18 protein-coding genes are annotated in these 14,328 nt (G+C 62.1%); 4 read left to right on the top strand and 14 right to left on the bottom strand.

Annotated elements, in window-relative coordinates:
- Positions 1 to 63: 63 nt before the first annotated feature.
- The 8 genes from ABHV46_RS04265 to ABHV46_RS04230 form a co-directional block, all read right to left on the bottom strand.
- Entirely contained in the window at positions 64 to 417 is a 354-nt protein-coding gene (locus ABHV46_RS04265) for a hypothetical protein (RefSeq protein WP_438382968.1), read from the bottom strand.
- Between the two features lie 122 nt (positions 418 to 539).
- Positions 540 to 1,274, bottom strand: coding sequence for a c-type cytochrome biogenesis protein CcmI (gene ccmI / locus ABHV46_RS04260; RefSeq protein WP_438382965.1), 735 nt, complete (start codon positions 1,272 to 1,274; stop codon positions 540 to 542).
- Positions 1,271 to 1,744 carry a cytochrome c-type biogenesis protein gene (locus tag ABHV46_RS04255; protein ID WP_438382962.1) on the bottom strand — a complete coding sequence of 158 codons (474 nt, stop codon included), beginning with the start codon at positions 1,742 to 1,744 and terminating at the stop codon, positions 1,271 to 1,273. The genes ccmI and ABHV46_RS04255 overlap by 4 nt, the downstream gene beginning before the upstream one ends.
- On the bottom strand, positions 1,741 to 2,301 hold the full coding sequence (locus ABHV46_RS04250) for a redoxin domain-containing protein (RefSeq protein WP_438382961.1): 561 nt from the start codon (positions 2,299 to 2,301) through the stop codon (positions 1,741 to 1,743). Before ABHV46_RS04250 ends, ABHV46_RS04255 begins: the two co-directional genes overlap by 4 nt.
- Positions 2,298 to 4,304 (bottom strand): heme lyase CcmF/NrfE family subunit, encoded by a 2,007-nt coding sequence (locus ABHV46_RS04245; RefSeq protein WP_438382959.1) that lies wholly within the window; start codon positions 4,302 to 4,304, stop codon positions 2,298 to 2,300. The genes ABHV46_RS04250 and ABHV46_RS04245 overlap by 4 nt, the downstream gene beginning before the upstream one ends.
- The gene (gene ccmE, locus ABHV46_RS04240) at positions 4,301 to 4,816 is read right to left on the bottom strand and encodes a cytochrome c maturation protein CcmE (protein ID WP_438382957.1); all 516 of its coding nucleotides are present in this window, start codon (positions 4,814 to 4,816) and stop codon (positions 4,301 to 4,303) included. Before ccmE ends, ABHV46_RS04245 begins: the two co-directional genes overlap by 4 nt.
- A gap of 71 nt (positions 4,817 to 4,887) precedes the next feature.
- Complete coding sequence (locus tag ABHV46_RS04235) at positions 4,888 to 5,055, bottom strand: heme exporter protein CcmD (protein ID WP_438382956.1); 168 nt, start codon at positions 5,053 to 5,055, stop codon at positions 4,888 to 4,890.
- Positions 5,052 to 5,840: a heme ABC transporter permease gene (locus ABHV46_RS04230; protein ID WP_438382953.1), complete on the bottom strand. Its 789-nt coding sequence runs from the start codon at positions 5,838 to 5,840 to the stop codon at positions 5,052 to 5,054. Before ABHV46_RS04230 ends, ABHV46_RS04235 begins: the two co-directional genes overlap by 4 nt.
- Before the next feature lie 176 nt (positions 5,841 to 6,016).
- On the opposite strand from ABHV46_RS04230, the gene ABHV46_RS04225 reads away from it, so the two are divergent.
- Positions 6,017 to 6,433: an EVE domain-containing protein gene (locus tag ABHV46_RS04225; protein ID WP_438382950.1), complete on the top strand. Its 417-nt coding sequence runs from the start codon at positions 6,017 to 6,019 to the stop codon at positions 6,431 to 6,433.
- A 24-nt stretch (positions 6,434 to 6,457) separates the two neighbouring features.
- Here ABHV46_RS04225 and ABHV46_RS04220 read toward each other — a convergent pair whose 3' ends face one another.
- On the bottom strand, positions 6,458 to 7,894 hold the full coding sequence (locus ABHV46_RS04220; RefSeq protein WP_438382947.1) for a PLP-dependent aminotransferase family protein: 1,437 nt from the start codon (positions 7,892 to 7,894) through the stop codon (positions 6,458 to 6,460).
- 100 nt (positions 7,895 to 7,994) lie between these two features.
- On the opposite strand from ABHV46_RS04220, the gene ABHV46_RS04215 reads away from it, so the two are divergent.
- Complete coding sequence (locus ABHV46_RS04215; RefSeq protein ID WP_438382945.1) at positions 7,995 to 8,633, top strand: pyridoxamine 5'-phosphate oxidase family protein; 639 nt, start codon at positions 7,995 to 7,997, stop codon at positions 8,631 to 8,633.
- A 42-nt stretch (positions 8,634 to 8,675) separates the two neighbouring features.
- Here ABHV46_RS04215 and ABHV46_RS04210 read toward each other — a convergent pair whose 3' ends face one another.
- The 4 genes from ABHV46_RS04210 to ABHV46_RS04195 form a co-directional block, all read right to left on the bottom strand.
- Positions 8,676 to 9,473 (bottom strand): siderophore-interacting protein, encoded by a 798-nt coding sequence (locus ABHV46_RS04210; protein WP_438382943.1) that lies wholly within the window; start codon positions 9,471 to 9,473, stop codon positions 8,676 to 8,678.
- Positions 9,470 to 10,081, bottom strand: coding sequence for a PadR family transcriptional regulator (locus ABHV46_RS04205; RefSeq protein WP_438382940.1), 612 nt, complete (start codon positions 10,079 to 10,081; stop codon positions 9,470 to 9,472). Before ABHV46_RS04205 ends, ABHV46_RS04210 begins: the two co-directional genes overlap by 4 nt.
- Positions 10,082 to 10,243: 162 nt before the next feature.
- On the bottom strand, positions 10,244 to 11,626 hold the full coding sequence (locus tag ABHV46_RS04200) for an NAD-dependent succinate-semialdehyde dehydrogenase (protein ID WP_438382937.1): 1,383 nt from the start codon (positions 11,624 to 11,626) through the stop codon (positions 10,244 to 10,246).
- 5 nt (positions 11,627 to 11,631) lie between these two features.
- Positions 11,632 to 12,114 (bottom strand): hypothetical protein, encoded by a 483-nt coding sequence (locus ABHV46_RS04195; RefSeq protein WP_438382935.1) that lies wholly within the window; start codon positions 12,112 to 12,114, stop codon positions 11,632 to 11,634.
- A 215-nt stretch (positions 12,115 to 12,329) separates the two neighbouring features.
- On the opposite strand from ABHV46_RS04195, the gene ABHV46_RS04190 reads away from it, so the two are divergent.
- The gene (locus ABHV46_RS04190; protein ID WP_438382933.1) at positions 12,330 to 13,166 is read left to right on the top strand and encodes an EcsC family protein; all 837 of its coding nucleotides are present in this window, start codon (positions 12,330 to 12,332) and stop codon (positions 13,164 to 13,166) included.
- Between the two features lie 221 nt (positions 13,167 to 13,387).
- On the opposite strand, the gene ABHV46_RS04185 is transcribed toward ABHV46_RS04190, so the two are convergent.
- A complete protein-coding gene (locus ABHV46_RS04185) occupies positions 13,388 to 13,552 on the bottom strand; it encodes a hypothetical protein (protein WP_438382931.1) in 165 nt (54 codons plus the stop codon).
- A gap of 106 nt (positions 13,553 to 13,658) precedes the next feature.
- Here ABHV46_RS04185 and aat point away from each other — a divergent pair, with 106 nt between their 5' ends.
- Complete coding sequence (gene aat / locus ABHV46_RS04180; RefSeq protein WP_438382929.1) at positions 13,659 to 14,324, top strand: leucyl/phenylalanyl-tRNA--protein transferase; 666 nt, start codon at positions 13,659 to 13,661, stop codon at positions 14,322 to 14,324.
- Positions 14,325 to 14,328 lie beyond the last annotated feature (4 nt).

The following is a 14,328-nucleotide window of genomic DNA, read 5'->3' as shown; positions in this document are numbered from 1 at the left end:
ACTATTGCCCTTAGCGTTTCGCCGGACTTGCCGAAAGCTGCATCTTGTTACGAAGTCTTCTGCTTAGCGCGGATTACGCAGCCAGCGATCGCTCGTATGGCGGCTATGCGCGACATAGAACCCGGCGAGCAGCCCCGCCACCGCAATGACAGCAGTCCAGAACGAGGGGCGGATTATCAGAAGCGACAGGGCGGGCGCACTCACGACACCGATGAGGACGCTTAGAATCGTCTCTCGCCGTGTCGGGCCGAAATGGCGCACAGCGTGGCAATTGGGACATTCTTCATCGGTGCGCTGCATTTTGCCCCGACATACCGGGCATAGCACGACCGTCTCCCGCGCAGGGGGGCGCGGCACGGGCAGATAATTCCCGGTTATAATGGATCGCTGTCGGGGCAGGGGGGAGAGACGCACCATGGAACCGCTCTTGCCGTTATCGAAAACGTTTTTGCAACAGCAAAATGGCAGCATCATGCCCGTCATGTCTTGATGACGCTTTTTCCGAAAACAGACGACCTTGTTTCGAGTGAGGTGAAAATTCAGGGTGACTGGTCATGTTCCCCTGCCGCAATGCGGGCTTCGACGGCGAGACGCCAAGGCGCGTCGGCAGGAGCTGCATCGAGCGCCTTTTGATACAGGGCGAGGCTGTCCGCCGAGATATGGCCGTCCTGCTGGGTCTGTAGCTCTGCAATTTGTATGGCGAGTTCTGGAATGAATCGTGCAGACAGCGCCTTGCGGTAGGCGCGCAGGGCGTCATCGGGGCGGTTGAGCGCCTCATCGACCTGACCGAGCAGAACGGACTGACGCACATAGTCCGGGTCATCCGGTGTCATGCTGGCGACCTGTCTGTCGAGCTTGTCGAAAAGCGCCTGCATTGCGGGTGGCACGGCGATTGCCGTGGCCCTGTGAGGCTGAGCGGGCAGGGAAGGATGGCCGTTGGCAAGATAGAGAGCGAAGCCGAAACAGGGCAGCACCACCAGAAGGAGGGCAAAACGCAGGGTCTGGTGAGGCTGCGTCTTCAGCGGGCTCTCTTGGAGCCGATCTGCCTCGAGAATGCGTCGCTGTATCTCCAGCTCGGAGCGCGACAGCTCACCATCATCCAGCAGGCCGCTCTCACGATCGCGGTCGAGATCGCGCAATTGATGATGATAGAGAGTGAGCGCGGAAAGCCGCGCGCTGACCGGTGCGGCACTGTTGCGTCGCTTCGGCAGGAGCAACGCCAGAAGCGGCAGCAGTATGACGACGCTGGAGATGAGAAAGCCGAGCCAGTTCATCTTGGCATATCCTGCTCGCCAAGGATCTCGGCGAGGCGCTTTTCCTCCCTTTCATCGAGGGGCTCGGTGCTGCGGGGGCGGCGCAGCATCAGGGCGGCGAGTATCCCTCCAAGCGTGAGAGCGAGTACGGGCATCGCCCAGAGCAGAAGGGTCGAGGCAGTAAAGCGGGGCTTCAGCCTGATGAACTCGCCATAACGCTGGGTCATCCAGGCCATGATCTGCTGGTTGCTCTCTCCCGCAGCGACATGTTGGCGCACGACATGGCGCAGATCGCGTGCCAGAGACGCCGAACTGTCTTCGATCGATTCGTTCTGGCAGACGAGGCAGCGCAATTGCGCGCCTATCGCCTCGGCTCGCTTCTCCTGCGCCGGGATGGGTAACATCTCGGACGGATCATCGAGGGCGCGGGCAGGTAGAGCCAGAGCGCCCAGGCCAAGAAGCAGGCAGGCAGACAAAGCGCGTATTCTCATGGGGCAGCGTTCGCCAGCGGCAGGATTTCCCGGCGGAACAGCGTTTCATCGAGTGCTGAAGCGCCATGCCAGGCGATACGGCCGCCGGGCAAAATCAGAAAGCTCTCTGGCACGCCGCTCACCCCCCAATCGATGGCGGTCATGCCGGTCTGATCGAGCGCAACACGCATGTAAGGCGAGCCGTCGCGGGTGATGAAGCGGCGGGCATCTTCCGGCTTGTCCTTATAGGCGATGCCCCAAAGTGGCATTTGTCGCGCGATTCCTCTGAGCGCGGCCATTTCAGCAACACAGGGGATGCACCAGGAGGCGAAGAAATTCACCAGAACAGGTCTGTCATTCTGACTGAGCGCGGCGGCATCGAACCCGTCCCCCGCGCCTGAGAGGCCGGGCAACGCAAAATCAGGCACGATCTGGTTGCGCTGGTCGCGACGTATCGCATGTGGGTCGAAAGAGCCGTCCTGCATGGCGGCAAGCATTTTCCAGCACCCGAACCCAGCCAGTCCAGCCCCGGCGACCGGCAGGGTCATGAGCAGGCGTCGCCTCGTCAAGATTTTCATGAGCGGCTTTCCTGAGCCATGGGAACGGGATCTTTCCCGCCCCGTGCCTTTTTCGGTGCGCCGAAACGATGGCGCCTATCGGTGAGAGATAGCGCGCCGCCAAAGGCCATGATGACGCCGCCAAGCCAGATCCAGGGGGCGAGAGGGTTGTTATGCAGGCGCAGCACATAGCGGGCATCAACGCCATTGCCATGGCTTTCGCCGAGTGCGGCATAAAGATCGCGCAGAAGATTGGTGCGAATGGCAACATCGGTCGTCACCTGATGCTGGCTCGCAAAATCCCGCCGCGAGGGATGCAGCGTGGCGATCACGCGACCGTGGCGCGAGACCGTCAGATCGGCCACGAGTGCCTTGTAGTTCGGCCCCGTTTCCTTTCTGACCGAAACCAGGCGCCAGTCGAGCGCACCCTGATGGAGCGTCTGGCCAATACCGATCTCGACGACAGCGTGTTGGGCCTGCGACATGCCCGTAATACCCAGCACCGTCACCCCCATGCCGATATGGGCGATGGCGCTTCCCCATATGGCGCGTGGCAGGCGGCTCAGACGCTGGCGTATGACGGTCAGGCCATCCCGCAGGCCGAGACGCGTGGATAGGTCCGTCAGGCTCGCCATGATCACCCAGAGCGCAGCGGCAGCGCAGAGGGCAGGCAGGAAGCCGCTGAGCAAAAAACAACCCGTAACCAGCGCCAGGAGCGCGATCGACCCTGCTACACGCAGGCGGCGCAGCAGAGGGCGAAGATGGCCGCGCTTCCAGGGCAGCAGCGTTCCGAGCGCCATGGCGCCCATCAGCGGCAAGGCCAGGGGTATGGTGGTGGCGTCGAAAAACGGTTTGCCGACAGAGAGCGTGCGCCCGGTCAGGATCTGCATGAAGGGCGGATACATCGTGCCGGTCACGACAACGGCGCAGAGCGCACAGAGCAGGATATTATTGAGTACCAGCCCGCCCTCTCGCGAGATGGGCGCGAAAATACCCCCGGCTGTGAGGCTGGGAGCCCGCCAGGCAAAGAGTAGAAGCGATCCGCCGATCACCAGCGCCAGCAGGCCGAGAATGAAAACACCACGCGCCGGATCATTGGCGAAGGCATGAACCGAGTTGAGAATACCCGAGCGCACGAGGAAGGTGCCGGAAAGCGAAAAAGAGAAGCTGGCGATGGCCAGCAGCACGGTCCAGATGCGCAGCGCGTCGCGTTTTTCGACCACGATGGCCGAATGCACCAGCGCCGTTCCTGTCAGCCAGGGAATGAGCGAGGCGTTTTCGACCGGGTCCCAGAACCAGTAGCCGCCCCAGCCGAGCACATAATACGACCACCACGAGCCCATCGCGATGCCACAGGTCAGAAAGCACCAGGCGGCGGCGGCCCAGGGACGCACCCATCGCCCCCATGCTGCATCGACACGGCCCTCGATCAGGGCGGCTACGGCGAAGGCGAAGGGCACCGCAAAGCCGACATAGCCGGTGTAGAGAACCGGGGGATGAAAGGCGAGGCCGGGGTCCTGAAGCAGGGGGTTCATTCCCTGTCCGTCTGCCGGGGCAGGCCAGACGCGCGCAAAGGGGTTGGACGTCAGCAGGCAAAAAAGCTGAAACCCTGTCGAGACACCGCCGAGTACGGCCAGAACGCGTGCCTTCAGAACCAGAGGCAGGTCTCGCCCCAGCAGGGCGACGGCCCCGCCGCAGAGGGCAAGGATAAGGGCCCAGAGCAGCACCGACCCTTCGTGATTGCCCCAGACTCCGGTGATTTTATACAGAAGCGGCTTGCTCAGTGCCGAATTGGCAGCGACGTTCTGCACCGAGAAATCATCCTGCACCGCACAGACGATCAGGCTTAAGAACGAATAGGTCAGTGCGAGAAGCTGGGCGAAGGCCAGACGTGGTGCGAGATCGAGCATGAAACGCCTTCCGCGCCACGCCCCCCATAGCGGCAAAACGCATTGGGCGAGTGCCAGCACGCAGGCGAGAGCGAGAGCATAATGTCCCTGTTCAGGGCCGAAAAAACTACTCATCGACCGCCCGAACCACCTGTCGCCCCACGGGCCATGCTGTTCAGAGCGTCGCTCGATGGAGGCTTGCCGAATTTCGGGTCCCATTTGCCGCTGCGTTGCAGGGCATCGGCGACTTCCTTGGGCATATAGGTCTCGTCATGCTTGGCCAAAACTTCCGAGGCGATGAAACCGTCCCCTTGTCGATAGGTGCCAAGCGCCACGACACTCTGCCCCTCGCGAAACAGATCGGGAAGAATGCCCTCGTAGCGCACATCGACGGCGGCTTGTCCGTCCGTGATCTCGAACAGGTTGATGGGTGTCTGCCCTTCTACGCGACGCTTGAGAGAGCCCGCGACCACCATGCCTCCTAGACGGACCACCCGATCGGCGGTCGGCGGGGCTTTCAATATCTGCGACGGCGCCATGAAAAACACGATGCTGGACGAAAACGCGTTGAGCACCAGCCCGGCCGCCACGGCGAAACAGGCCAGACAGGCCAGAACCAGCCAGAGGCGGCGGCTCTTGCGGGTCATGTGCTTCGTTTGGCGCCCGGTTTGACGCCCAGTCTGCTGCTGTGACGTGTTGATCGGAGAGGAAGGGGGCGTCATGCAGTCGGCTTTCTGCGCGCGTCATGGCGTTCGAGCAGGGCCAGCCGTGTCGTCGCGTGGCGCAGGCGCAGGGTAAGCTGAATGCTCAGCCAGAGCATGGCGAGCAGGGCAAAGCCGTATGAAGCCGCGATATAGGGCCAGTGCGTGTAGGTAAGGTGGATCATGCAACGTCGCTTAGCGGGCGGGTGCGTCGGGTCAGCATCTGCTGGGCGCGTGTCTCGAGAATGGCGGCTTTCAGCCTGCCTGTCACGAGCGCGGCGAATCCTGCCGAGAAACCGATCATGCAGAGCGACAGAGGCAGCAGCATCGAAGACGGCATAGTGGGCGCGTGGGTAAGGGTGATGCTGTCGGGCTGGTGAAGCGTATTCCACCAGTTCACGCTGAACTTGATGATCGGCAGATCGATCACCCCGGCAATGGCCAGAACCGCAGCGGCACGATAGCCGCGCTGCGGGTCGTCGAAAGCCTGGATGAGCGCAATATGACCGAGATAAAGAAAGAAGAGCACCAGTACAGAGGTCAGTCTGGCATCCCAGACCCACCAGGCGCCCCACATGGGCTTGCCCCATAACGCTCCGGTGATCAGGCAGAGTCCCGTGATCACGGCGCCGATCGGCCCGATTTCGACGGCGGCGAGATCGGCGAGCGGGTGTTTCCAGACCAAGGATAGCACGCCGCACAGTGCCAGTGCGGCGTAGCCGGCCGAGGCCAGAATCGCCATGGGAACATGCAGATACATGATGCGCACCGCATCGCCCTGCTGCCAGTCGGCGGGGGAAAAGAGCAGCGCCCAGATCAAACCGACGGCGAGAAACAAGCAGGAGGTGACGCACAGCACGGGGAAGAGCCAGCGTGACAGGCGCAGAAAGCGACCGGGATTGGCGAAGCGATGCAGGAAGCCCCCTGGCACGGGCCGCCCTGAAGGGGTCTGATGCGTCGCTTTCGTCACTCTTGGCCTCTCTCCTGCGGCGTTCGGGCATGGTATAGCCCGAGAATGGCCCCATCCGATGAAGTTTTTTGATCGGAACTCGTTTTGATAAGGCAAAAAAATCGACGGGGGGAGCGGGGCTGAGCGAATTAATTCACGCGCTCGCCACAGGCTGAGCCGATGGAAGAGGGGCGTTGATGCAATACTGGTTGATCAAATCCGAGCCAGAGACGTTTTCGTGGCAGCAACAGGTCGAAAACGGGGTCGAGCCCTGGACCGGGGTGCGGAATTATCAGGCGCGTAACAATCTCTCTGCCATGCGTTGCGGCGATCTGGCCTTTTTCTATCACTCGGTCTCTGACAAGGAGATCGTGGGTGTGGTTGAAGTCGTGCGTGAAGCCTATCCCGACCCGACCGGCGAAGGCGGGAAATGGGTCTGTGTCGATGTGAGGGCGCGTGGCGCTTTTGCCAACCCGGTCTCGCTCGCGATGATCAAAGCCGACCCGACCCTTTCGGAAATGGCTCTTTTGCGTCAGTCGCGTCTTTCCGTGGCGCCTGTGCGCGAAGGCGAGTGGGCGTATCTCTGCCAGCTTGGACAGTGGCAGAAAAAATAGCCTGCTCCCTGAATCCTTTCTGCTTCAGCTTTCTGCGGGCGCAGAGAGGGTTTTTCGTATCGCAGCGGCGATACGTGCCGGGTCGCTGGGGCGCAGGGTCGCAAATCCGATCACGAGCCCTTCCTGCGGCGCCGCAAGGCAAAGGGCCGAAAGCCGGGCGACACGATAGCCCCTTTCGGCCAGTGCATTCTGGCAGCGCGTTTCGGCGCCTTTTTTCTCAAAGCGTAGGCCGAGCTGCACGCCGCCGCGAGGCCGGGCCACAGTAACCCCCTCGCAGTCGCGCAGCGCCTCATACAGCGCTTCGCCCCGGCTCTGATAAAGCCGTGCGATATGGCGCAGATGCCTGCGGTACTGGCCCGATGCCATCACTTCCGACAAGGCCAGCTGGGCGTGAAGATTGGCAGCGCAGCCCGTGGTGCGATGCGCTACTCTCATCGGATCGATCAGGGCAGCTGGCACCACCATCCAGCCGAGTCTGAGGCCGGGTAACAGCGCCTTGGAGGCTGAGCCGAGATAGACACATTCCGTGCCGCTGCCATGGGCGGCGAGTGCCGCAATTTCGCGGCCATGCCAGAGAAATTCGCTGTCGTAATCGTCTTCAATGATAAGCGCGCCCTGGTTGCGCGCGCGCTCGAGCAAAGCGAGGCGCCGCCCGAGCCCCATGCGCCCGCCGAGCGGATACTGGTTCGAGGGCGTGATATAGATGAGGCGCGCTTCCTGTGGCAGCGCCTCGACCTGCATGCCATCGCTATCGACCGGCACCGGGCAGAGGGTCGCGCCGCCCGCCAGAAAACTCGCTTTTGCGCCGACATAGCCGGGGTCTTCCATGGCGATGATATCGCCCGGATCGGTCATGATCTGCGTGATGAGGCTGAGAGATGCCTGCGTGCCGGGCGTAATCAGGATCTGCTCTGGCGTGACCGCAAGACCGCGATCGCTGGCCAGACGGGCGCAGAGCGTTTCACGCAGGGCCTGCGCGCCATGATAGCCGCCATAGCCCGCTTCATCGCCTTGGGCCTGTCGCGCCTGGCGGCGCAGGGTCTGCGCCCAGAGATCGGCGGGAAACGCGCGCTCATCGGGCAGGCCGGGCGCCAACCGGCCCGATTCTGTGGCGTAGCTAGCCTTGCGCGGGTCATGCGCCATGCGCTGACCGCGCGTCGACAGGGTGGGTGCGATGCTTTCGACGCGATCGGCAGCGGGGAGAGCTAAAAGGCGCGCCCTCGGTCGCCGCCCGGGCCGCATCTCGATGATGCCTTCAGCGCGAAGCAGGTCGTAGGCGGTGGTGATCGAGCTGCGTGAGAGGCCGAGCACCTGCGCTGCATGGCGCGTCGAGGGCAGGGTTTCTCCGTCGGCTATGCGCCCGGCGCGTATCGCCGTTCCCAGCGCGGCGAAAAGCTGCACCGGTAGCGGGTCGGCACGTGTCGCGTCGGGCTGGAAAAACGCAGGCAGAAAAACTGGCATGAGGGAATTTCTAAAAACCGGATCTAGAAGCAGTCCAGTTGGCGCGCTAGACCCGTTTCGGTCAAGCGATGATTGGCGATGTCAGACAGAGGAGGCGAGGTTGGTTCCCGATTATGCAAAGGCCCGTCAGGGTAAACGCGCGCGTTATGACGAGGCGACCATTCACGCCATTCTCGATGCAGGCCTCGTGGGTCATGTGGGTTTTGTGGCTGAGGAAAGGCCGATGGTGATGCCCATGGCCTATGCGCGTCTGGGCGACACACTTTATCTGCATGGCGCCTCCAAAACCCGACTGATGGGGTTGGACAGGCTGAAGATTTGCGTAACGGTCACGCAACTGACCGGCATCGTGGTGGCGCGCTCGACTTTTCATCACTCGGTCAATTACCGCTGCGCGGTGGTGCATGGTCAGGCGAGAAAAGTCACGGGTGAGGAACATGCGCGTGCGCTTGACGCGATTACCGACCATTTGTTGCCCGGGCGCAGCGGTGAGGTCAGAGCCATGAGTGTTCAGGAACTCAAGGCGACCGGCGTGATCGCTGTCGATATTGAGGCGGCGAGCGCCAAGATGCGGACCGGGCCGCCGGTGGAAGACCCGGTCGATCTACCCTCAACGCTTTGGGGCGGTGTCCTGCCGGTCGTGACGGCGCTCGGTACTGGCATTCAGGATGCTCACACCCCGGACGGCGCATTGCCCCCCGACTCACTGCGCAAGGCTCAGGCGAAGTTCATCGCCTGAAGCGCGTACGCTGGCGCCGGAACGCTGTCATCAGGAGCGCTGTCATGTTTCGAGACGGCCACCCCCGGCAGCATCACCATGCCGCCAGTAACCGGCAGCGCGTATCTGTGTGCGGGGCACGGCTTCCTCATTGACCAGATGATCGCGCAGTCTGCGCACCACGTCGATCTCAGCGGCAATCCAGACATTGAGCTTGTTGACCGAGGGCAGTACGACGTGACGCAGCAGGTCCGGCAGGGTCTCGTCACCCCCTTTTTCGCAGCGATGCACCTCGATCCAGGCTTGGCTGATCAGCGGATAGGTTTTCTCGCTCTCACGCGTGTCCAGAAGCACGATGGCACGATGGTTGGGCGCCAGTGTTTCGAGCGTGCGGGCAATGGCGGGCAGGGCCGTATCGTCGCCGATCAGCAGATGTGTCGTTAGCGCCTCGGGGGCGATATGCGAGGCTTTCGGCCCACCCATACCCAGGCTCTGTCCCGGTTTTGCCTGTGCGGCCCATTGCGTGGCAGGGCCGTCCTCATGCAGCACGAAATCAATGACGAGCTCGCGTTGCTCCTCGTCGAAACGCCGTGGCGTGTAGTCACGGGCGATGATGCGCGGGTCGCGCAGCGCGCTTCGGTCTGCGCCCAGATCCGGCAGAACCGGCTCGTCACTGCCCGGCAGGGGGAAGAACAGCTTGACGTGATCATCGACGCCCGCGGTCACGAAATCATGCAGATCCTCACCCGTGAAAACAACGCGACGCATTGTGTCCGAAAGCGGGATGATCTGGGCCACCGTGATGCGCCTGAGCCGCAGCGGATGACGGATCTTTGTGGGGCTAAAGCTGGCTTGCGTCACGAATTTTCCCCTTCGGCAATGTCGGCAGCAGCCCGCGTCAGTATGGCCGCAATGCGCCGCGCCTCGACCGGGCTGCACCCACGTCTTGCATAGAGCGCTGTCTTGAGAAGATGGCGCGCCTTGTGGAGTCCGTCGGCAGCTTCAGGGTCGAGATCGTGCAACCCGGCAAAGGCCTCGCGCACTTCGCTCATGCGGGCGCCGATGCGTTCGAGAATATCGAGAATGCGATCCGCTTCGGCCTTGTTCGCCGTGAGATGGGCGCTGCCGGTCTCGGTGATCGTGTAGAGCTTGCGCGTGCCTTCCTGGCTGACGGCGGCCTGGCCGATTTCCTCGAGATAGGTAAGGGCGGGATAAACCATGCCAGGGCTGGGCTTGTAGAAGCCGTTCGACCGCCCCTCGAGCCTGCGGATGATTTCATAACCATGGGCCGGGCTCTGTTGCAGCAGGGCGAGGATCACGAGTTGCAACTCCTCGGCGCTGAGCTTGCGACCGCTCGGAACCTCGCCGCCGCGATGGCGACCGAAGCGCCCCCCGAAACGATGGCCGGCCCCGCCGCCGAAGCCGTCATGACGGCTGAAAACATGGCGTAAATGATGACGAAAAAGCATTTATATCTCCTGTTATATCTTAAGAGTGTACTATCTTAAGATATAACACAAGAAGCTTTTGCGCGCAGGTCGGATCGGGTGAGGGGGCGGCTGGGGGCGGTCGGTCGCTTAGCCTACCCCCGGAATGTTCTTCAGGGGGCAGGCAGCAGTTGGGCTTCGGAGTCAGCAGGTCCAGACAGTCTTGATATTCATGAACTCGTAGAGGCCAAGCTCGGTCAGTTCACGCCCGTAGCCACTGGCCTTGACGCCGCCGATGGGCAGGGCCGGGTCGGAGGCGGTGATGCGATTAATGAACACGCTGCCGGATTCGATACGCTGCGACAACGCCTGACCGAGGGTAGCATTCTGTGTCCAGAGACTGGCGCCCAGCCCGTAGGCGCTGTCATTGGCAAGGGCGATGGCATGATCGGTGTCACGGGCCTCGATCAGGCAGGCAACCGGGCCGAAAAGCTCTTCCTTGAACGCGGTCATATGACGGGTGACGCCTGTGAGCACAGTTGGCTCATACCAGGCACCGGGGCGGTCGATCGGCTCGCCGCCGATCACGAGCTGAGCGCCCTCGGCGACGCTACGACGCACCTGCTCATGCAGCCCGTCGCGCAGATCGGCGCGCGCCATGGGGCCGATAAACGCGTCGTCATCCATCGGGTCGCTCAGAGACAATCCGCGCACTTTGGCGAGGAATTTCTCGCTGAAGGCCTCGGCAATCGGCGCTTCGAGAATAATACGCTTGGCGGCGATACAGACCTGACCGCAATTGGCAAAACGCGCCGTGACGGCTGCATCGACTGCTTTGTCGAGATCGGCATCGGCAAGCACGATGAACGGGTCCGACCCGCCGAGTTCGAGGAGGGATTTCTTGCCGTGCTGTCCGGCGATTCCAGCCAGAATGCGCCCGGCGCGCACGCTGCCCGTCACCGTCACGCCGCTGATCCGCGGATCGGCAATGACATGGGCGGTCTGCTCGCGTGAGAGATTGACGCTCATGAAAACGTCATCGAGGTCGCAATCGCGGGCGATCTCATTGAGCAGGAGCCCGCAACCCAGCGTGTTCTCTGCCGGTTTGACGATAAACCCGTTGCCTCCAACCATGATCGGCACGGCGGCCCTGACGATCTGCCAGTAGGGGAAATTCCACGGCATCACGGCCAGAACGATACCGGTCGGGGCATAGCTGAGATGGGCCTCGCCCATGGGCACCGGCATTGGCTTGTCGCGCAGCAGGGCAGGGGCATGTTTGCTGTACCAGTCGATCACCGCAGCACATTTTTCGACTTCCGCGCGTGCTGAACTGACGGATTTGCCCATCTCGAGAGTTGCCAGACGCGCCAGCTCTTCCTTTCGCTCACGCAGGCGCGTGGCGAAGCGATGCAGCAGATCGAGTCGCGCGCCGAGCGATTTGGCCCGCCAGCCCTCGAAGCCCCGTTCTGCGGATCGCAGCATGTCCTGCACAGCGCCATCCGTCAGAAACGGATAATGCGCCAGGGTTTCGCCATTGGCTGGATTGACTGTTGAGACCCCGTCGCCGGGCTGTGGGCTGGTCATGATCTCTACCTCTGGTTGTTGGTCCATAAAGCCGTGCCTGCTGCGTCGGATTGCGCGACCACGTCTGTCTGGCCGTTACCCGGTGAGCCGGCATAGTTATGATAGGCTGAATTCTCATAAGGCGGGCGCACGGGCGCATTGAACTTGACCGGCCAGCCCAGAAACGAGAAATGCGACGGTGCATCGTTTGGAATCTGTGTGGATTGATGGGCCTCCGCCCCTGGCAGGCCGAGCGCCTGATGGGAGCGAACCGTATAGGAATAGCCCCTTAGCGAATTGTCAAAATCCTCCGTCACCTCATAGCCGTGAGGCGGCGGAGGCGCGCCGCCATCGGGCAGGGCGACCTTCTCGACCGGAGTGAGCGGTCGCTCCATGGCATGGAGCTGGGATGCTGGATCGGCTGCGGCGCGACCAGGGCTGAGAAGGAGAGGAACGGCCAGCGTGGCGATACCGAGGCCGAACCGGGATAAGGGGAATGTACTGGGCATCAAGGGCTCCTGCCTGCGCTATTCATCATTCTAACAGGGGTGCGGCTGTTTCGTTCTCTCTCGACGTTGTAGGATGAAAAAAAAGCGGCCTTGCGACAAAGTTTGGTGACTGCCGGTCGGGTCGGGCGTTGCGTTTGCTGCGACGGACCTAATGTCCACAGACCCGTGCCATGCCCCGCCTTGCGGGCGCGCTCAGTTCAGGGAGAACAGAATTCATGGCTTCAGCGACCGGATCGACGATCCCGGGAATCGGCGAAATCGCCCCGCTTTCTCTCGATAGCGAGTCTCTGGCTCAGCTTCAGTCTGCGCTCGCCAAGGTGGAGCATGGGCGCGGTGTGCTTGTGCGCCTGGCCGATCTGATGGGTGGCGCCGTCGGTCAGGCAACCCGCCTAGGCATGCAGGGCCTTGGCATGGCGCCTAACATACAGGCCAAGCTGCAAGGTCTTGCCGAGGCGTCGATTACGCGGGCTTTCGATATTGCGATTCTGGGCATGGCGCAGGAATCGTCCATCAAGGCACCCAAATGGCGCGACCCGGCGGCTCAGGCGGCGGTCGCCGTTTCGGGCGCGCTTGGCGGTTTTGGCGGTGTCGTCGGGCTTATGCCCGATATCGGCTTCACGACCTTGACGATCATGCGCGAGATCGCCCGTGTCGCCCGTGAGGAAGGTGAAGATCTGAGCGACGAAGACACACGCCGGGCCTGTCTGGAAGTCTTTGCGCTGAGAGGTTTTCTCGCCGGTCAGTCGGGCAATGAGAGCGAACTCGGGTTCTTCTCGGCGCGCGCGCTGATGCGCGGAAAGCCCATCGTTCTGCTGATTGCCGAAGTTGCCTCGCATTACGGTATCGGCCTGTCGCGCAAATTCGCGTTGCAAATGGTGCCTGTGGCCGGGGCTCTTTGCGGCGCTTCGCTGAACGCTGCGTTTCTGTCGCATTATCGCGCGGTCGCGCGGGCACAGTTTACCATCAGGCGTCTCGAAAGGCAGCATGGGCCGATCGTGCGCGACACCGCCCAGCATATGCGCCAGACAGGGCCAGCCGACGCGACATCGTAATGCGCCGCCCAAGGGGCTTTGTGCGGGAAGTTTTTCGCCATGAACGACGGCGCTCAAAAGCATGGCCTTTCAGAAGGTACTACTTCGAAACGGGTTTCGTCTGGAGGCGTGACCCTGGGAGTCACCACCACGGGGTCTGCTGCCATGGCTGGCGTTGTCCCAGCTCGCCTTCGCGTGGGAATATTCCGGCCAAGCGCGCTACCCGGCCACCGGCAGTGAGCCTATTCCGATTTCGGCGTGTGGAATGCCTCGAACAATCCCACCGGAACGAGCTGGATCGAGAACAGCGCTGTCATGACGAACGCCAGCACCTGATAATGCGGTGCGAAAAAGGCGAGAACAGCGCTAAGGGCGATGCCGATCAGATAAACGAAGGTCAGGGGCATTCGGGAATTCCATCTCGCGGTGGGGGCCAGCTCTCCTATCATGATGAGTCCGTTAGTGCCCATCGGAAACCGCACTGGCTTTCGGAGCGCCGACGGGATGCGTGTCATGCAGCCTGATCCGCTCACGCCGGTGCATCTTCTCAGCGCCTACCGACAGGGCATCTTTCCGATGTCCGACGGGCGCGATTGCGAGGATATAAGTTGGCATCGCCCGGAGGAGCGCGGCATTCTTCCGCTCAATTCGGGCTTTCATCTTTCACGCAGACTCGCCCGCACCCTGCTTCAGGGGCGTTTCGACGTAACGAGCAATCGGTGTTTCGATGAGGTAATCCGGTGCTGCGCCGAGATTCCGGGGCGAGGCGGTACCTGGATCAGCCAGCGTCTGCAGGCGCAGTACAGTCTCTTGCATCGACTCGGTCACGCGCATTCGATCGAGACCTGGACCGACGGCGCGCTCGTCGGCGGGCTTTATGGCGTGAAGCTGGGCGGGGCGTTTTTCGGCGAGAGCATGTTCTCAAGACAAACGGACGCCTCGAAGACGGCGCTCGTTCATCTAGTCGCGTCACTGCGTAGCTCAGGATTCGTGCTGCTCGATACGCAGTTTCCGACCGCGCATCTGGAAACATTCGGTTGTCTCACCGTTCGTGATGCAGACTATCGCTTGATGCTGGACCGCGCGGTCGGGATTGAGGCATCGTGGGAAGAAGATGTCACGCTGGGCAGGCTCCGACAGGAGATCATCCGTCTTCGTGACGGTATCGACGCTCGTTAGGGCG

Source organism: Asaia sp. BMEF1 (assembly GCF_051628905.1).
Classification (GTDB): Bacteria; Pseudomonadota; Alphaproteobacteria; order Acetobacterales; family Acetobacteraceae; genus Asaia.
Note: the sequence above shows the minus strand (reverse complement) of the source record. Positions and strands in the feature narration are given on the sequence as shown.